We start from the raw sequence: 17908 nt of genomic DNA, 5'->3' as shown, positions 1-17908 counted from the left end.
TCTGGCCTCCTAGCTGACGAGGATCTGGCGGCGGCGTTCGAGCAGGCCGACGATCTGGGTTATCGGGAAGGACACAGCAAAATAGATGAGCGCGACGACGGTGAAGGTTTCGATCGGGCGATAAGTCTCCGTCGCCAGCGTCTTGCCCTGGTACATCAGGTCCTGGATCGCCACGATCGCGACCAGCGCGCTCTGCTGGAAAATGACGATGCCGTTGGTCAAAAGCACCGGGATCGAGGCGCGGAACGCCGTCGGGAAGACGATGTAAAGCACCCGCTGCAGCGGATTGAGCCCGAGCGCGATGCCGGCATCGAGCTGCTCGCGCGGAACGGCCTGGATCGATGCCCGATAGGCCTCGGCATTGAAGGCCATCAGATTGAGCCCGAGCGCCATGATGCCCATCGTCATTGGATCGAGGAAGACGTCGAACAGCATCGGCACGCAGTAGAAGATCCAGACGATCTGAACGATAGCTGGTGTGCAGCGGAAGAATTCGACGAACAGCATGAAGGGCAGCCGCACGAGTTTGATCGGGCTCATGATCAGCAGCGCCAATCCGAAGCCGAGGACGATGCCAATGACGTTCGCAGCCGCCGTCAGCTGCAGAGAAACCCATAGCCCCTGCAGAAGCGGAGCGATGGAGACTGAATTGAAGTCGAACGTATAGTTCACTTGTGCCTCCCTACTGTTTGATGTGGAAGACGCGGTCGATGAATTCCTTGGTACGCTCCTCGCGGGGAGCCCCGAGCACCTGCTCGGGAGGGCCGTCCTCGACGACCACACCGCCGGCGCAGAAGATGACGCGGGAGGCAATGTTCTTGGCAAACCACATGTCATGGGTGACGATCATCATCGGCATGTCCTGGGCGGCCAGCTGCAGGATGACCTGCTCGACCTCGCTGACGAGCTCCGGGTCCAGAGCCGAGGTGACCTCGTCAAACAGCATCAGCTTCGGATCGAGCATCAGCGCACGCGCTATGGCGACGCGCTGCTTCTGGCCGCCGGAAAGCTGAGCAGGATAGGCCTTGGATTTGGCGCCGAGCCCGAAGCGCTCGAGCAGCGCCTGGGCCCGATCCGTCGCCTTCGCCTTGGCTTCTCCGCGCACCTTGCAGGGCGCGAGGATCAGGTTCTGGATGACGTTCAGATGCGGAAACAGCGTGTAGTGCTGAAAGACCATGCCGATCGAACGGCGGACATGGGTGTCGATCTGGGTTTTCCCCGCCGCACCGTCGGAAGAAATATAGGGCTTGCCATCGAAACTGATCGAGCCGCTGTCGACCTGCTCCAGGCCCATCATCACCCTGAGCAGCGTGCTTTTGCCCCCGCCGCTGGGTCCGATGACGACGACACGTTCGCCGGGCTTCATTTCGATGTCGATGCCTTTCAGCACCTGGATTGCTCCATTGCCATAGCTTTTGTGGAGCGCCTACATTTTAACGAGGGGAAGGCTGAAGGACGTGGTCATGCCAATCTCCGATGATCGAAGCTGGGAGGGCCGGCGCGATGCCCGCACCGGCCCGGCGAGGTTACTTTGCGCCCTTGAGCACTTCGTCGACTGCCTTGCGGATGAGATCATCGACGTGACCGGTCGCGACTCTCTCTTCGAGGAAGATATCGACCACTTCGACGTCGGCGGCCGAAAGCTGATGCGGCAGGCCGAAGGCGACGCCCTGCTTGGCGAGCGCCGGCGTCGGGTTGAGCGCCACCGCCCAGTCCGGATTCGACTGGGTGAAGAGCTGGTTGGTGTCGGAAGCATCGACCAGGATGTCAGCGCGCTTCGAGGTGACGGCCAGCCGGGTCTCGTCATTGCCGGGCAGCCGCATGATGGTGGCGTTTTTCACCACCGCGGAAATGGCCTTGTCCTGCGCCGTGCCGGACATGACGGCGAGCGTCACGCCGGCCTTGTCGATATCGGCAACCGAAGCGGCGCCGGCCGCAATCTTCGGATTGTTTTTGTTATAGGCGAGCGAGATCTGGTACTCCATCGCCGGAACCGAGAACTGTACCGCCATGGCGCGCGCCGGGGTGCGGTTGAGCGCCAGCGACACGTCCCATTTGCCGGCCTGCAGGCCCGCGACGATATTGTCCCAGGTCGTATCGACGAATTCGGGCTTCACCTTGAGGGTCTCGGCGAATTCCTTGCACAGATCGGCGAAGAAGCCGGAATATTCGCCGGTTGCCGGGTCGCGCATGACATAGGGCGGTGCGACCGCCGCGCCGCAGCGTAAGGTACCCGCCTTCTGCACGCCCTGCCAATAACCTTCGGCAGTCTGAGCCTGTGCGGCGGTTGCGGAAAGACCGCCCAACAGGGCGAGCGCGGGCAGCGCCCGCAAGGCGGACGTCATCAAAGAAAGCATCGGGCATTCCTCTTTTGTTGTGCGCGGAAAGCGCGCGGTTCCACTCGTCGGCTCTGGCCGTTTCTATTGTTTCGGTGTCGGCTGCGTGTCGACTGAAAAGAATATGTCAACAGCGTGTCGACAAAGTCAAGCGGAAAAATTACATTGCCGACAGGCGGCTTTTCTGGCCCAATGGGACCCGCGTCTGGAGAAAGGGACTTAAGTGTCTGATGAATCGGAAGTGAAACGTATCCGCGGGACCGGCTGGAAAAACGTCTACGAGACGCTCCGCAACGAGATCCTGTCGCTCGCGCTGCCGCCCGGTCAGCTGCTCGACGAGATGACGCTTGCGGAACGCTTCGACATGTCGCGTTCACCGGTGCGGGAGGCCTTGATCCGGCTCGGCGCCGACGAATTGGTCGTCACGCTCTCGAACCGCAGCACGATCGTTGCTCCGATCGAAGTCGCGACATTTCCCAAATATGTGGAAGCGCTGGACATCGCGCAGCGCATGAATACGCGGCTTGCCGCAGCACTCAGGACGGAAGCCGACCTGAAGATCATCGCCAAGCGACTGAAGTTATTCGAAGCGGCGGTTAAGACAGGCAATCACCTCGCCATGTCGGAGGCCAACAAGGAATTCCACATGGCCATCGCCCATGCCGGAAAAAACCAGTACCTCGCCTCATTCTACGACAAGCTGCTGTCGCAGGGTCAGCGCATGCTGCACCTGCATTTCGAATATCTGGAGCGCACCCATGAGGGCTATCTCTTGACCGACGAGCACACGCTGATGCTCAATGCCGTCAGAGACAAGAACGTCGATCTCGCCGACGAGCTCGCCCACGCTCATACGCGCCAGTTCCAGGATAATTTCATCAACTTCATGCGCGAGAACTATACGACGGATGTCGCGCTGGGGCCGTTGCGGGCTGCGGAGTAATCAAAATGAACGTCAACAGCATTGGATTCGTCGGCACCGGTGCCATCACCGAAGCGATGGTTCGCGGGCTTCTGGCCGAACCGGCCTATGCCAGCGAGATCCACGTTTCTCCGCGAAGCGCCCACATCGCCGAGACACTGGCGGCCCAGTTCGCCGCCGTGAGGATTGCCGGAGACAACCAGACTGTCGTCGATCGCAGCGACATGGTGTTCCTGGCGATACGGCCGCAGATCGCCGAGGAGGTCGTGCGGGAGCTCTCGTTCAGGGATGGGCAAACGGTCGTCAGCGTCGTCGCGGCGACGGAACGCCATGCCCTGCTCGATTGGATCGGCGCCGATGTGCATCTGGTGCAGGCCATCCCCCTGCCCTTCGTCGCGCGCCGGCAGGGCGTCACCGCCATCTACCCTCAGGATACTGCCGTCGCAGCGCTGTTCGACACGCTCGGAACGGCAGTGCAATGCCAGTCCAGGAAGGAATACGATCTACTCGCGGCCGCGAGCTCTGTCATGTCGACCTACTTCGGCATCATGGAGTCGGTCACCGGCTGGCTGGAAAAAAGCGGGCTCGAACGGGCGAAGGGACAGGCCTTTATAGCCCCGCTCTTCGCAGGCCTTGCGCAGAAGGCAAGCGGCGCCGGCGCCGAGCCGTTCAGCGCCTTGAGCCGCGAATTCGCCACCAAGGGCGGACTGAACGAGCAGGTCCTTTCGGACTTCGACAAGAAAGGCGGCCTTGCCGCGCTGACAGCGGCGCTCGATGGCGTGCTTGCCCGCATCGAGGGTAACACCTAGAACGTCGGCGGCGTGCAGGCGCTGATGACTTCGCAGGGCACCGGTCCGACGCAGCGGAACCGATGCGGTCGCCGGCTTTCGAAATAATAGGCATCCCCCGGCCCGAGGATACGCCGCTCGTCATCGACGGTCACCTCGAGCCTTCCCGAAAGCACGATCCCGCCCTCCTCGCCTTCATGAACAAGCGGAACCTTTCCGGTATCGGCGCCCGCCTGATAACACTCCTTGAGCATCTGCAGGCTGCGCCCGAACAGGTTTTCTCCGACTTGCCTGTAGGAGATGGCGCCCTTGCCGATCTCCACCAGTTCTTCGGCCGCATAGAAAGCCTTCTTCGGACGGTCGGGTTCGAAGGCGAAGAATTCCGCCAGCCCGATCGGGATACCGTCGAGAATCCGCTTCAAGGCCCCGACCGAGGGGTTGGAGGCGTTCGATTCGATCAGCGAGATCGTGGAATTGGGCACGCCCGTGCGTTTGGCGAGCTCGCGCTGAGAAAGCTTGTGAGCGATGCGGAGATAGCGAAGGCGGCTGCCGATGTCGACTGACATGTGGGTCCGTTTACGTTGTTTAGAATATCTAAATTAATATCTTTCTCCTTTTGAATTTTCAATGGCTTGCACAGACAAAGAAAAGGACTTGTTTGACAGAGGAAAATTGCCATTGTCGGCGCCAACCACAGGAGGCCAGCATGGACCAGATCAGCAAGACGAACGCGCCCGTACTCGAAAATTTCTGGATGCCGTTCACCGCGAACCGGCAGTTCAAGGCTACGCCGCGCCTCCTGGCCGCCGCAGACGGCATGTATTACACCGACGTCGACGGAAACCAGGTGCTGGACGGCACCGCCGGCCTCTGGTGCTGCAATGCCGGTCATGGCCGCAAGAAGATCGGCCAGGCCGTCGAGCGGCAGCTTGCGACCCTCGACTATGCCCCGACCTTCCAGATGGGCCATCCGATCGCCTTCGATTTCGCCGCCAAGCTGGCCGCGAACGCGCCGGGCGGCCCGGACGCCAAGCTCGACAGGGTCTTCTTCACCGGCTCAGGTTCGGAATCGGTCGATACGGCGCTGAAGATCGCTATCGCCTATCAGCGCGCCATCGGCCAGGGCACCCGCACGCGCATCATCGGCCGTGAGAAGGGATATCACGGCGTCGGCTTCGGCGGCATTTCCGTCGGCGGCCTCGTCAACAACCGCCGGGTCTTCCCGCAAATTCCGGCCGATCATATGCGCCATACGCTCGACGTCGAGCGCAATGCCTTTGCGAAGGGTCTGCCCGCCCACGGCATGGAACTGGCCGACGATCTGGAACGCCTGGTGCAGTTGCACGGTGCCGAAACCATTGCTGCCGTCATCGTCGAACCGATGTCGGGATCGGCCGGCGTGGTTCTGCCGCCGAAGGGTTATCTGGAAAAGCTGTGTGCAACCGCCGACAAGCACGGCATCCTGCTGATCTTCGACGAGGTCATCACCGGCTTCGGCCGCCTCGGCACGCCTTTCGCGGTCGATTATTTCGGCGTGGTGCCCGATCTCGTCACAACGGCAAAGGGCCTGACCAACGGCGCCATCCCGATGGGCGCGGTCTTTGCCAGCCGCAAGATCTATGACGCCCTGATGGTCGGACCTGACAATGCGATCGAACTCTTCCACGGTTATACCTATTCCGGCCATCCGGTCGCTTGCGCCGCCGGCCTCGCCACCCTCGAAATCTACGAGGAGGAAGGGCTGCTGACCCGTGCAGCCGAGCTTGCCGAATACTGGCAGGAGGGCCTGCATTCGCTGAAGGGCCTGCCTCATGTCGTCGACATCCGCAATCTCGGTCTGGTCGGCGCGGTCGAGTTCGCGCCTCGTGCCGGAGCACCTGGAACGCGTGCCTACGATATTTTCGTCGACTGCTTCAACAGGGGCCTGCTGATCCGCGTGACCGGCGACATCATCGCGCTCTCGCCGCCACTCATCATCGAAAAGGACCAGATCGACAGGCTCGTGTCGACGCTCGGTGATGCGCTGAAGCGCGCCGCATAGGCCGGCATCCGGTGGCTCCTTCGGCGATTTGAGTTCAGCGCTTCAAGGCCTGTGACGGCAGCTGACCGAAACGCTTCCGGTACTCGGCTGAAAATCGCCCGAGATGGGTGAATCCCCATCTGATTGCTACGTCGGCGACGGATTGTCTCGTGCCGGGTTCGAGCAGATCGCGATGGGCGGCAAGCATCCGGAGTTCATGCAGGTAGGCAATTGGCGTGGTATTCCTGAACTGCCGGAAACCCTGCTGCAGGGTGCGGACACTGACCTTGGCTGCGGTCGCAATGTCGCTCAGCGAAATAGGCTCGGCGATGTGTTCCCGCATGAAGTCGATGGCCCATTTCACGTGGCGAGGAGCCGGGGCCGAGGCTGGGAGCGCAAGCGCCTCCGAATAGCGATGGGGACAGGTCTCCAGAAGCAGATAGATCACCGCGTCGCAAAGCGCGCTCAGAGCCAGCGGCGACTGCTGCAGCGGACCATCGCCGCTGAGCCCGCGATGGAGATTCACGACGAGGTGCTGCAACACGAGCCCCGAACCGGTCGTCAGATCAATGTAGGGATGAATGTCGATGTCCCGCTGATCGTTCGTTCGAGCATATGTGTGAGGTGCCCGGTGATCTTCGCCTGATCGATGAACAGGCAGAGATGACGGCGAGGCCCCGATATGCGGGCAGTCGTGGCACGACCTGTCTCCAGAATCGTACCGCGGCCGGGAGTTGAATATATTTGCTCCCGCTTCCCTTCAAAGGATACATTTCCCTGCGTTGGCAGAAATATCGTCACCTTGCTGGTGGGCTCCTCCCGCCTGCTGAGGATCGTGCCGTCATAGGCGCAGTCGCCGATACCCATATCGCCCATCGAGATGAAGTTGCATCGGAATGCAATCGGCATATTGCCTTCTGCCGAAACCTTGATCGGAGAGTTCGACGTCGACAATATTTCCGAGAGTTCGTCCGGGTCCGTTCCGCTGCACACGGTTTCGCGAAACGACACAGGCTGCATTGCCATTGCCGGCTGCGGGATAAGGCTGCCAAGGCTATGCCTATGAGGATTAACGGACATTGGCGACCTCGAAAAACAATGCCCGCGCGTGATGATCGATATTTGAAGTCATATTGTCTTCTTTTGTATTGCCCGGGCTTCAGCCGTATCGATTGATTGAGAGATCCCGCGCGTCGATTTCAGGCGTGCGACCGCCGACCAGATCGCCGATCAGCCGCGCCGAACCGGTGCTCATCGTCCAGCCGAGCGTGCCATGGCCGGTGTTGAGGAAGAGGCCGATAATCTTCGTCGGGCCGATCACCGGCGTGCCATCCGGCGTCATCGGACGCAGGCCGGACCAGAAGGACGCCTTAGAAACGTCGCCGCCGGGGAAGAGATCGGTGACCGAATGTTCCAGCGTGCTGCGGCGGGCGAACCCGAGATCATTGGTATAGCCCGAGATTTCAGCCATGCCGCCGACGCGGATGCGGTCGCCGAGCCGGGTGATTGCGATCTTGTAGGTTTCGTCCATGACGGTCGATTCCGGTGCGCGCGACGCGTCGGTGATCGGGATGGTGAGCGAATAGCCCTTCACCGGATAGACCGGCAATCTGATGCCGAACGGCTTGAGCAGCAGCGGCGAATAACTGCCGAGCGCAACCACCACCGCATCCGCGCTCATGCGATCGCGATCGGTGATGACGCCGCGCACGCGGCCGGCCTCGACATCCAGCGCCTTGATCGTCGTATCATAGGCAAAGCGGACGCCGAGCGCCTCGGCTTTGGCGGCAAGTGCATTGGTGAACTTGAAGCAGTCGCCGGTTTCGTCCTTTGGCGTCAACAAACCGCCGACGATCTTGTCGCGCACGTGCTTCAATGCAGGCTCGAAGCGGATGCAGCCGTCGCGGTCCAGCACCTCATAGGGAATACCGTCGGCCGCCAGCGCCTTGACGTCCTTGGCAGAGGCCTCGAGCTGCTGCTGCGTGCGGAACAGCTGCAGCGTTCCCTGCATGCGTTCGTCATAGGCGATGCCGGTCTCGGCGCGAAGCTCGGCCAGCGCGATGCGGCTGTAATCGGCAAGACGCAGCATACGGCTCTTGTTGGTCGCGTAGCGCTCGGAGGTGCAGTTCGACAGCATCCTCGCCATCCAGGAAAGCATGGCCATGTCGAGCTTCGGGCGCAGGATGAGCGGCGCATGTTTCATGAACAGCCACTTCATCGCCTTGGCAGGAATGCCGGGCGCTGCCCATGGCGAGCAATAGCCGAAGGAGACTTCGCCCGCATTGGCAAAGCTCGTTTCCAGCGCCGGGCCTTTCTGCCGGTCGACGACCGTGACCTCATGACCGGATTTGGCCAACTGATAGGCGGATGTGACGCCGACGATACCGGCACCCAGAACAATGACTTTCATGATCTTCCCAATGATGGAGCCGCCGGCTCTCAGCGATATTGTCTGTCGTAACGATCGCCCAGACCGGTTAGGATTTCGTAAGATATCGTGCCCGCATCGCGGGCGACGTCCTCGAGCGTCTGGTGCGGGCCGAGCACTTCGACCAGACTGCCCAGCGTCAGGGCGCCTTCTGGTAGCGCCGACACGTCGACGGTCACGCTGTCCATCGAGACTCGGCCGACGATCGGCAGGCGGATGCCGTTGAAATAGACGGCGCCACGGTCGCCGAGCGATCTGGGCAGGCCGTCGGCATAGCCGCCGGCGATCGTCGCGAGACGCATTTCCCGCTGTGTGACATGCGCGCCGCCATAGCCGACCTTCGTGCCTGCCGGCACGGTGCGGGTCTGCACGACGGCAACGTTGAGGCTGACGACCGGCTCCATCGGGTTGTTCCCGCCGGCGTTGGGCGCGCCGCCGTAAAGCGCGATGCCGGGGCGGGCGAGCACGCCGTGATAGGCGTCGCCGAGGAAGACCCCGCCGGAATTGGCGAAGGACATGTCGAAGCCGGGAAATTCGTCGGCAATTCGGGACATCTCGGTCCATTGTTCGCCGTTCTGATCGCTCTCCATGTCGTCGGCCGAAGCCAGATGGCTCATGATGAACAGGATTTCGATATTGCTGCCGTCGCCAAGGGCTGCCGCCAGCTCGGCTCGTTCCTCCCGGGGAAAGCCGAGCCGTGACATGCCGGTGTCGAATTGCAGGACGGCAGGCAGGCAGCGCTTCAGCATGCGCGCCGCCGCCGACCATTCCCGCCACTGGGCCAGCGAATTGATAACCGGGACGATGCCCCTCTCGGCGCAGACGATCTCGTTGCCGGGTTGCAAGCCGTTCAACACGAAAATCTGGGCATCATGCGCAAGGGTCGGCCGCAGCCTTACCGCCTCGACGAACTGGGCGACGAAGAAATGTCGGCAGCCTTCACCGTATAGCGTTGCCGCGACCCGTTCAGCGCCGAGCCCATAGGCGTCGGCCTTTACCACGGCGCCGGCGCGGACCGGCGCCAGCATCGATACGAGCTTTCGGTAGTTGCGGCCGAGTGCGGCAAGATCGATCGTCAGATAGCCCGTGCCCCCCTGCGCGGTCGTGGTGGTGCGTGTGCGGGAAACCAAAATATCGCCATCCATGTCCATCCCTCCCAGATCTCAAGGAAGTTTATGAAACAATGGGCGAAATTGCCTATCATTCAGCAGCCGATTATTGCATGATTTGTATATTGTCCGCATAATGGACGAAAATTTGGAATAATCCATCGTGCCCGCTCTCGACTCGATAGATCGCAATATACTCAGGCTGCTGCGCCTCGACGCGCGCATGAGCAATGCCAAGCTCGCCGCCGAGATCGGCCTGTCGCCGTCCGCCTGCCTCAGGCGCATCAAGATCATGGAAAAATCGGGTGTGATCCGCGGCTATACGGCGTTGGTGGACACCGGCAATGCGGACGAGATGATCGCCGTGATCATCAACATCACGCTTGAGCGACAGACCGAGGATCATCTCGACCGCTTCGAGGCGGCGGTCCGCCGGCATCCCGAGATCCGCGAATGTTTTCTGATGACGGGCGGTTCCGACTATCTCCTGCGCGTCGAGGTCGCCAGTCCGGGTGAGTTCGAGCGGATCCACAAGGAAATACTATCGACCCTGCCGGGCGTCCTCAGGATTCATTCCAGCTTCTCGATCCGCAATGTTCTGGCGACACGCACCAGAGGCAGGCGGTAAGACGCGATCGCTAAACTCATATCGACTCCAGCGCCGTCGCCCTGGCGACCGCTTTGGCCAACTCCTGCGTCGTCGCAGCGTCTCACGCGAATGACGATTATTGCTTCATTGCCCGCAACAACGCCACGAGCGACGGCGTCGCTATTGCCGCCATTCGAAATCCCGGCGGCCTGACTGCCTGCCAAGGAGAGCTGAGCTCCTGCTCAAAACGATCCCCCTTTCCGTCTTGCGCGAAGGTTTGAGGCGGGGAGCTTCTGATCGCGCAACCGAGCCGCGCCGACAGGCCTCCATCAATCCCGGCGCCCCAGCCTTGCGGACCGCTCATCGGTACCGACTGGAGCCGCGGAACAATCAGCAGCCTTCAAGGGTTTGTTAGAATCGCTTGACGGGGAGGCTTTCATGCGTGCTGCTCTGATCGCTGCATTATTCTCGCTGTTTTGCCTGCCTGACGCAGCAAAGGCGTCGGAGGCAGGCTTTTTGCGATCCCTGGCCGGCGATTGGCGCGGGACCGGCATGGTCCTCACCAAGATCGGCGGCACAAACTTCAATGTTTCCTGCACACTCAAATCAGACGCGAGTGAATCTGCGGTCTCGATGAACGGGACATGCCGCGGTCTTGCGGTTTTCACAAGAGCTTTCTCGGCCAATGTTAAGGCATTGGGACAACGATACGTCGGCAACTACATAGGACCATCGGGGCAGCCGTCGAAATTGGTTGGCAGCAGGCAGGGCGACGCGCTCAATCTTCGCGTGACCTGGGCTCGAGTGATCAATGGCGACCGAAACGCGACGTTGATGATCGAGAAACTCGGACGGGACAGGCTTCGGCTTCAGACGGTCGATCAAGACCCGACGTCAGGCAAATCCGTGGTGACGAGCCGTATCGAGTTGCAGCGGCCCCTTGCAGCAGGAAGGTAGGGATGTCTATCGGCCGCAGTGCCGGCGGGCGCACGGCGTCCTGACCGGTTCCCCGCGTGCGGGGACGTTTGCTCGAAGGCACTAGATCTCCATCGGGACCTCGACTTCCGTCTTCGCCGTGGGTTCCCCGGTTAAGAAGACAAGTTCGAAGACGAGCCCTTCGGGCCTGTAGTCCGATCGCGATTGCGCCTTCGCCTTGGACGAAAAGGCCCGCTCTATGAGGACGGAGCCGAAGCCTCTTTTCGTCGGCGTCGACACCGGCGGCCCGCCGGCTTCCGTCCATATCAGAGACACGCGCCCGTCTTCGTACGTCCACTCGATGGCGACGGTTCCTTGCTCGCTTCCGAGGCTTCCGTACTTCGTCGCATTGGTCGCCAGTTCGTGGAGCACGAGGGAAAGCGGCAGGGCGATGTCGGCGGGAAGCACCACGTCGGGGCCATCGAGACGAATGCGTTCCTCTGAGGCGATGTGCGCCCGCAAGGCGGCGGAGATGACCTCCCGGATGGGTGCGGCCGACCCCTCCCGTGACAGGATGAGATCATATGTGCCAGCAAGCGCCGCGAGCCGTTGGGCAAAGGCGTTGTAGCTTTCCGGATTGGAACGCGAGAAGGTCTGTCGGGCGATCGCCTGAACGAGGGCGAAGCCATTCTTGACCCGGTGCGCCATTTCGCGGACGAGTAGGGTTCGTTCCTCCTCAGCTTGCTCGTTCCGGCGTCTGCGCTCATCGAGTTCGTCGAGCAGCCGATCGAAAGTCGCGCCGACGACTTCCAACTCGTCCGGTCCCCTCATGCCGGTTCTGGCTGCCGTCTGGCCGCTGCGCCACTTCTCCATCACCTCGGCGATCCGCCAGATTGGCACGAGGATGAAACGGTTGCCGATGAATATCGCCGCAGCGAAAGAAAACAGCGCGCCGCCGATGATCGCGAGCGTGTTCATCAGCGTTGCCCGGTTGATCGGCGCGAAGGCTTCCGATTTCGAGAAGCCGGCGCTGACATAGAGAGGGCTGGAGGGCAGGGCGATAGGGCGATAGCCCAGGATTTGCGCTATTCCATCCCTGCTCGTGACCTCAACCACGTCGGGCTGCTCGGCATGGATCAGGCGCTGGTATTCTTCGGGGATCATAGTGCCGACGACCTGTTCGGCAAGGGGTACGTGCGCAACGATGGTTCCCTTTCCATCTGCGATCGTCACCGCATTGCCGGGAGCGACGCCGCGTTCGGTGATGCGGTTCTGCAGCCAGTCCATCCGGATGCCGCTGACGATGACGGCCTTGAGGACATCGCCCTCCATTAAGGGCATTGCGAGTGGCAGCACGTGCTTGTCGGAAAGGCGGCTTTGCGTGTAGGTGCCGACTGTGAAGTCCTTGGTCTTTAATATCTGCTGGAAATAGTCGCGGTCGGAAAACACCACACCCTCGGGAAACACCGTGCTGCCGCAGACCGGCCGCCCGTTGAGCGCGACGACGAAGATGGTGCTGATGTTCGGAATGCTTTCGGCAACCGATTTGAGAGCCTCATTGCAGGCGTTGACGTCGAGATGCCGGACGGAGGGCATGGCGGAGACGGAAACGAGAAGGCCATGCAGGCCCTCGACAATCCTTTCGACCTCGGACGATGCCTGGCGCGCCGCCTGTGCTGCGGATGCGCGCACTTCTTCGTTGCGCTGATGGCGGAGCGCGACTTCGTTATAGGCGAGAATCGCCACCACCGGCGCCAGCGCCGCGACCGCAACTGCAACCAACTTTAGTCTCATTCCGTACCCCCTCGCAAAGGGTTGGTAGCATGACCGGGACGGCCTCGCCCAGACCATGTCCACGATCTTGTCCGCAAATTTCCGAATGTGCGAATTCGGACATGCGAACGGCCGGCGAGAACCGGAAGCTAACCACGCCAACGCGGCCTGCCTCCCCAAACCTTGCCGCGCTTTCGATTGCGGCTAGATTATTCAGGGATGACAGATGGCAAAAGCGCTTCCCCTGAAAATTCTCCGGCCGGGCACTTCCCGCCCCGGCCGCTGACCGGCGCGATGGCGGCTGAGATCGAGCGTCTTTTGTCGGGCCGAACCCGCGATATCCGCCTGACGGGTGAACTGCGCGGCCGGTTTGAGGAACGGTCATGGCGACAGACCGCGAAAATCATCCGTTCCTGGATGATATGGGTGGCATTCGTCGACGTGTTGACGCTGGCGCTGAACGCGCTTCTGCTTCCCCGTCAGGTCGCGCTGGCAATGGTCGCCCCCGCCTGCCTTTTGCCGCCGGCGGCGATTTTGACGGCGATCGTCTGGAGCAAGCCGCGCGCCGCTACGCTTCAGCACGCGTCGCTGCTTGCGGGAATGTGCCTTATTCTCCTATCGGTGGCACTTGTCGGCGTCTTCGCCGGCGGTGAATTTTACGAGCGGCATTTGAGCATCATGCTCTTCGTCGCAACGAGCGCAATCACCATTTTCAGCGTGCCGCTGGCGTGGACGGTTGCCATCGCCTGTTATGCCCTTTGTCTCTATTTCATCCTTCAATGGAACAACCCGTTCCTGGACGCCGGCAGCGTCGTCGTCGCCGCGACCCTGTTCTTTTCCTGCGGGATCATCGCCATCGTGGTTGCCCGGCGCACGATGAACATCCTGGCGCAGAAGACATTTCTCCTGGACTGCAGGGACCAGCGCCGGGTTGCGGAACTGGCCGATGCGAACGCCCGGTTGGAGCGGCTGGCCAGAACCGATCCGCTGACGGGAATTGCCAACCGCCGTTGGATGATGGAGACGCTCGAGAGCTTGTGGCGAAACGGCCGTGAAAGCGGCGTCGTCGCCATGCTCATGTGCGATATCGATCATTTCAAGGCGTTGAACGATAAGCTCGGTCATGGCGAGGGCGACCGCTGCCTGGTCAAGGTTGCCGGCATCATCCAGAGCTGCGTGCGCGCCGATCGCGACCTCGTTTCGCGCCATGGCGGTGAGGAATTCTTGATCGTGCTTCCGAATGTCGACAAGGACGAAGCCATCGCGGTGGCAAAGCGCATACGCGAGAGCGTGGAAGCCGCCGCCCTTCCGAATCCTTCCTCCAGTGTTGGCCCGTCAGTGACGCTAAGCGTCGGGGTAGCCTTGAAATCGGCGTTCGACACCGAGATTTCACTGGCCAATCTCCAGCACGAGGCCGACATGGCGCTCTATCGCGCCAAGGAAGCAGGCCGCAACCAGGTCTGCGTCTTTCACCGGCCGAACCAAGCAGCGCCGTCCGCCGCGGAGCAGATCGCCACCCGACGCTAGGACAGGATACGATCCTTTCCCAGTCTCGCAATCACCACCGCGTTCGACGATGCCAGCCGCATCGAATACGGGCGGCTCGAAATAAATGTCGAACACTTTTTCGCCGCCGGCGGCAGCTTCCTGTTCAACTCAGGAAATCCCCGCATCGAGGTCAGCGATGCCGCCATCCGCGGCGCCGGCCGCCTGCATGACGGAAGTACGCTCGGCGTTTCCCTAGTCTAGCCGGTGCCGGTTTTGCTGCCGCCGCAGCCGCCGACGACGATCGGCGCAAAATTCCATCTCGCCTATCGCGAATGGCGGGCTGGGACGGAATGAATCCTTCTAAAATGTAAGCTGAACCTTGCAGGCGGCAGCGCGGTCACCAGCAAGAATGAAAGCTGCGGCGGCCTGTTCCAGCGGCAGGCTGTGGCTGATGATCGGCCGCACCTCGATCTTGCGGCTGGAGATCAGCTCGACGGCGGTGGCGAATTCCTCATGGAAGCGCTGCGTGCCGTGGATATGAAGCTCCTTGCCGACGATGGCGTTGAGGGGGATCGGGATCTCTCCCGTGACCCCGACCTGCACGATCGTGCCGCGCGGCCGAATGGCCGCGATCGCGCTGCGGATGGCCGGAGCGGCGGCCGAGCATTCGAAAACGAGATCGAAATAGCCTTTTCCCACTTCGAATTCCGAGAGTGCCGCGGCCCCTTGAGAAACATTGATCGCGCGGCTGGCGCCCATCGCCTTCGCCCTCTCCAGCGCCGCGTCCGCGAGATCGGTCACCACGATTTCGGCTGCACCATGATAAGCGGCAACGGCCACCATCAGCGCGCCGATCGGGCCGGCGCCGGTGATAAGAACGCGTTTGCCGATGATATCGCCGGCGCGTGATGCAGCGTGCAGGCAGACCGACAAGGGCTCGCTGCAAGCCGCCTCCGCGGCCGTCGTCGCAGGCGCCACTTCGAAGCATTGCCTAGCCGGTATCACCAGCCATTCCCGGAACATGCCCTGCTCATGCGGCAGGCGCATTGCGCTGCCCATGAAGCGCATCTCCAGGCAGTGGATCGGCAGCCCCTTCGCGCAATATTCGCATTGGCCGCAAGGCTGGCTCGGATTGACCGCCACCAGCACGCCGGCCTTAAGGTCGACGCCCTCGCCTGCCTGGCTCACGCTTCCCGCAGCTTCGTGGCCGGGGATAATCGGCTCGCGAACTCTGACCGGCCCGAAGCCGCCGTCCTGGTAATAGTGCAGGTCGGAGCCACAGATGCCTGCGGCCGCCATTTTGAGTAACACCTCGCCTGGACCGGGGGCCGGAACGGGTTCGGTCTCGATCCTGAGATCGCCCTTTTGGTAAAGCCGGGCCAGACGTGTGTGCATCCTGTACTTCCTATCTCAGCAGCCCGAGCTGCTGCGGCAGCCAGAGCGATACGGCGGGGATGAAGGTGATGAGGATCAGCGCCAGGAAGAGCGGCACCAGCCAGGGCAGGATCGCCATGGTGGTGCGTTCGACCGACAGTTTCGCGACTCTCGACAATACGAAAAGCACCATGCCGAGCGGCGGATGCAACAGTCCGATCATCAGGTTCAGCGTCATGATCAGGCCGAACTGAACCGGATCGATGTCGAACTTCAAGACGATCGGCAGCAGGATCGGCACGAGGATGGTGATCGCCGCGATCGTATCCAGGAAGCAGCCGACGAAGAGCATCAAGAGGTTCACCAGGATCAGGAACACCCATTTGTTGTCGGTGATCGACAGGATCGCATCCGACAGCAGCTGGGCGGCCTGACTCACCGTCAAGAGCCACGCGAAGACCGAGGCTGCGGTGACGATGAAGAGAACCGATGCCGTCGTCTCGATCGTATCGAAGCTTGCCTTGGCGAGCGTCGAGAGCGTCATCGTGCGGTAGCGCACGAGACCGAGGAACAGCGACCAGAGCACGGCGGCGACGGCGGCCTCCGTCGGCGTAAACCAGCCCATCGTCATGCCGCCGATCAGGATGACCGGGGTCATCAGCGCCATGACGGCGGAAAAGCCGAAATACCAGTCGAGCGCCAGAAGCGCGAGAAGGGCGATGCCGGCCGCAATATTCATCGACATGCCGGCCTGCATCATCAGATAGATCGCCACAGGCACCATCAGGACAACGACGATTTCCATGCCGGCCGACATAAGCTGCCTGATATCGAAGGGCGCGTCGGAGCCCCAGCGCTTCTTGTAGGCGAAGGCGGCGACGGTGATCATCATCAACAGCGTCATGACGATGCCGGGCAGGATGCCGGCCATGAAAAGCGCGCCGATCGAAACATTCGCCATCATGCCGTAGATCACGAAGGGCAGCGACGGCGGGAAGATCGGCCCGAGCGTCGCCGAGGCCGCCGTCACGCCGACCGCAGCTTCGACGGGATAGCCGTGATCCTTCATGGCCTTGATTTCGATCGTGCCGATGCCGGCCGCATCGGCAAGTGCAGTGCCGGACATGCCGGAGAAGATGACGGAGCCGATGATGTTGACTTGCGCCAGCCCGCCCTTCATCCAGCCGACGAGGGCGACCGCAAAGGAATAGATGCGGCCCGTCACACCGGCCGAGTTCATCAGGTTGCCCGCCAGGATGAAGAAGGGCACAGCGAGCAGCGGGAAGCTTTCGACGCCGGCGATCATGCGCTGTGCGACGATGATGTCGGGCGCGATGCCGTAAAGCACGATATAAAGCACGGATGCGACGGCCATCGAGATGGCAACAGGCACTCCGATCAGCATCAGCACCAGAAACGAACCAAGAAGCATCAGCATCGGATCAACCCTCGACAGTCTGGAATTCTTCGGGGCGCTCCAGAACGGAGTAGCCGCGGCGCATATTGGCGATGAAGACAATGACCGCGCGGATCAGCATCAGCACGAAGGCGGCGAGTACGGAGTAGAAGACGATGTTGCGCGGCAATTCGACGGTGACCATCTGCTCGTCGGCGACGAGATCGACGTAGCGCCACATCAGGTGACAGCCATAGGCGAAAAAGCCGATGCGGACGATATCGACAAAGGTTGCGAGCACGCGTGCCAGCCCTGCCGGCATATAGTGATAGAACACATCCACCTGAATATGCCGCGACGTGCGCACACACATGGCAGAACCGAGAAAGACGACGCCGATCAGGCAGTTGATCGCGATCTCCTCGGTCCAGGCATAGCTGTCGTTCAGCACATAGCGGGTGAAAAACTGCAGGAAGACGCAGCCCGCCATCAGCCAGAAGACGATCAGCGTGATCCAGTCCTCGATGGCGTAGTCCGATACGTTCGCGGTCGGCGCATGGCCTTCGAACTCGTGACCGATCTCGTCGGCCGTGATGGGCGTATGAATTTCTTGCGACATGATCGGCCTTGTTCCTGTTGGGAGTAGAATGGTGCGGCGCTGTCGGCGCGACCTTTGGTCTGTTGACGAGCCTTGTACTTTGCGGAGGCGCGGCCCCTCATCCGGCTGCCGCTACCTTTGCCTGGGTTGAGCCACTCGTCTCAACCCGTCG

General features: G+C 61.5%; 16 protein-coding genes and 1 pseudogene. 6 read left to right on the top strand and 11 right to left on the bottom strand.

Features of this window, described 5'->3' with window-relative positions:
- Positions 1-9: 9 nt before the first annotated feature.
- The 3 genes from RLEG4DRAFT_RS04660 to RLEG4DRAFT_RS04650 all read right to left on the bottom strand — a co-directional run bounded on the left by RLEG4DRAFT_RS04660 (position 10) and on the right by RLEG4DRAFT_RS04650 (position 2357).
- On the bottom strand, positions 10-672 hold the full coding sequence (locus tag RLEG4DRAFT_RS04660; RefSeq protein WP_003575615.1) for an amino acid ABC transporter permease: 663 nt from the start codon (positions 670-672) through the stop codon (positions 10-12).
- Between the two features lie 10 nt (positions 673-682).
- Positions 683-1390, bottom strand: a complete 708-nt coding sequence (locus tag RLEG4DRAFT_RS04655; RefSeq protein ID WP_003575614.1) for an amino acid ABC transporter ATP-binding protein — start codon at positions 1388-1390, stop codon at positions 683-685.
- 136 nt (positions 1391-1526) lie between these two features.
- Complete coding sequence (locus tag RLEG4DRAFT_RS04650; protein ID WP_003575613.1) at positions 1527-2357, bottom strand: substrate-binding periplasmic protein; 831 nt, start codon at positions 2355-2357, stop codon at positions 1527-1529.
- A gap of 202 nt (positions 2358-2559) precedes the next feature.
- Between RLEG4DRAFT_RS04650 and RLEG4DRAFT_RS04645 the strand changes: the two genes are divergently transcribed.
- Both RLEG4DRAFT_RS04645 and RLEG4DRAFT_RS04640 read left to right on the top strand, forming a co-directional pair.
- Positions 2560-3279: a GntR family transcriptional regulator gene (locus RLEG4DRAFT_RS04645; RefSeq protein WP_003575612.1), complete on the top strand. Its 720-nt coding sequence runs from the start codon at positions 2560-2562 to the stop codon at positions 3277-3279.
- A 5-nt stretch (positions 3280-3284) separates the two neighbouring features.
- Positions 3285-4067, top strand: coding sequence for a pyrroline-5-carboxylate reductase (locus RLEG4DRAFT_RS04640; RefSeq protein ID WP_003575611.1), 783 nt, complete (start codon positions 3285-3287; stop codon positions 4065-4067).
- On the opposite strand, the gene RLEG4DRAFT_RS04635 is transcribed toward RLEG4DRAFT_RS04640, so the two are convergent.
- A complete protein-coding gene (locus tag RLEG4DRAFT_RS04635; RefSeq protein WP_003575610.1) occupies positions 4064-4612 on the bottom strand; it encodes a cupin domain-containing protein in 549 nt (182 codons plus the stop codon). The genes RLEG4DRAFT_RS04640 and RLEG4DRAFT_RS04635 overlap by 4 nt on opposite strands.
- Before the next feature lie 140 nt (positions 4613-4752).
- On the opposite strand from RLEG4DRAFT_RS04635, the gene RLEG4DRAFT_RS04630 reads away from it, so the two are divergent.
- Positions 4753-6087 (top strand): aspartate aminotransferase family protein, encoded by a 1335-nt coding sequence (locus tag RLEG4DRAFT_RS04630; RefSeq protein WP_003575608.1) that lies wholly within the window; start codon positions 4753-4755, stop codon positions 6085-6087.
- Between the two features lie 34 nt (positions 6088-6121).
- Here the strand turns inward: RLEG4DRAFT_RS04630 and RLEG4DRAFT_RS04625 are convergent.
- The 3 genes and pseudogenes from RLEG4DRAFT_RS04625 to alr all read right to left on the bottom strand — a co-directional run bounded on the left by RLEG4DRAFT_RS04625 (position 6122) and on the right by alr (position 9639).
- Positions 6122-7146: pseudogene (locus tag RLEG4DRAFT_RS04625) on the bottom strand (AraC family transcriptional regulator).
- Positions 7147-7225: 79 nt separating this feature from the next.
- On the bottom strand, positions 7226-8476 hold the full coding sequence (locus RLEG4DRAFT_RS04620; RefSeq protein ID WP_003575604.1) for a D-amino acid dehydrogenase: 1251 nt from the start codon (positions 8474-8476) through the stop codon (positions 7226-7228).
- 29 nt (positions 8477-8505) lie between these two features.
- Positions 8506-9639 carry an alanine racemase gene (gene alr, locus RLEG4DRAFT_RS04615; protein WP_003575602.1) on the bottom strand — a complete coding sequence of 378 codons (1134 nt, stop codon included), beginning with the start codon at positions 9637-9639 and terminating at the stop codon, positions 8506-8508.
- A gap of 127 nt (positions 9640-9766) precedes the next feature.
- Between alr and RLEG4DRAFT_RS04610 the strand changes: the two genes are divergently transcribed.
- Both RLEG4DRAFT_RS04610 and RLEG4DRAFT_RS04605 read left to right on the top strand, forming a co-directional pair.
- Positions 9767-10231, top strand: a complete 465-nt coding sequence (locus tag RLEG4DRAFT_RS04610; protein ID WP_003575601.1) for an Lrp/AsnC family transcriptional regulator — start codon at positions 9767-9769, stop codon at positions 10229-10231.
- 399 nt (positions 10232-10630) lie between these two features.
- On the top strand, positions 10631-11149 hold the full coding sequence (locus tag RLEG4DRAFT_RS04605) for a hypothetical protein (RefSeq protein WP_003575600.1): 519 nt from the start codon (positions 10631-10633) through the stop codon (positions 11147-11149).
- Between the two features lie 81 nt (positions 11150-11230).
- On the opposite strand, the gene RLEG4DRAFT_RS04600 is transcribed toward RLEG4DRAFT_RS04605, so the two are convergent.
- Positions 11231-12901, bottom strand: coding sequence for a sensor histidine kinase (locus tag RLEG4DRAFT_RS04600; protein ID WP_003575597.1), 1671 nt, complete (start codon positions 12899-12901; stop codon positions 11231-11233).
- 198 nt (positions 12902-13099) lie between these two features.
- Between RLEG4DRAFT_RS04600 and RLEG4DRAFT_RS04595 the strand changes: the two genes are divergently transcribed.
- Positions 13100-14407 (top strand): GGDEF domain-containing protein, encoded by a 1308-nt coding sequence (locus RLEG4DRAFT_RS04595; RefSeq protein WP_003577347.1) that lies wholly within the window; start codon positions 13100-13102, stop codon positions 14405-14407.
- A gap of 321 nt (positions 14408-14728) precedes the next feature.
- Here the strand turns inward: RLEG4DRAFT_RS04595 and RLEG4DRAFT_RS04590 are convergent, their stop codons facing one another.
- From RLEG4DRAFT_RS04590 to RLEG4DRAFT_RS04580, 3 genes are read right to left on the bottom strand one after another with little or no spacing between them, the layout of a single operon-like run.
- The gene (locus tag RLEG4DRAFT_RS04590; protein WP_003575594.1) at positions 14729-15763 is read right to left on the bottom strand and encodes an L-idonate 5-dehydrogenase; all 1035 of its coding nucleotides are present in this window, start codon (positions 15761-15763) and stop codon (positions 14729-14731) included.
- Between the two features lie 10 nt (positions 15764-15773).
- Positions 15774-17180: a TRAP transporter large permease gene (locus RLEG4DRAFT_RS04585; RefSeq protein WP_003575591.1), complete on the bottom strand. Its 1407-nt coding sequence runs from the start codon at positions 17178-17180 to the stop codon at positions 15774-15776.
- Between the two features lie 4 nt (positions 17181-17184).
- Entirely contained in the window at positions 17185-17757 is a 573-nt protein-coding gene (locus RLEG4DRAFT_RS04580) for a TRAP transporter small permease (protein WP_003575589.1), read from the bottom strand.
- Positions 17758-17908 lie beyond the last annotated feature (151 nt).

This window comes from Rhizobium leguminosarum bv. trifolii WSM2297 (genome assembly GCF_000271845.1).
The sequence above is the reverse complement of the archived record's forward strand: the minus strand, read 5'-3'. Positions and strand labels throughout refer to the sequence as shown.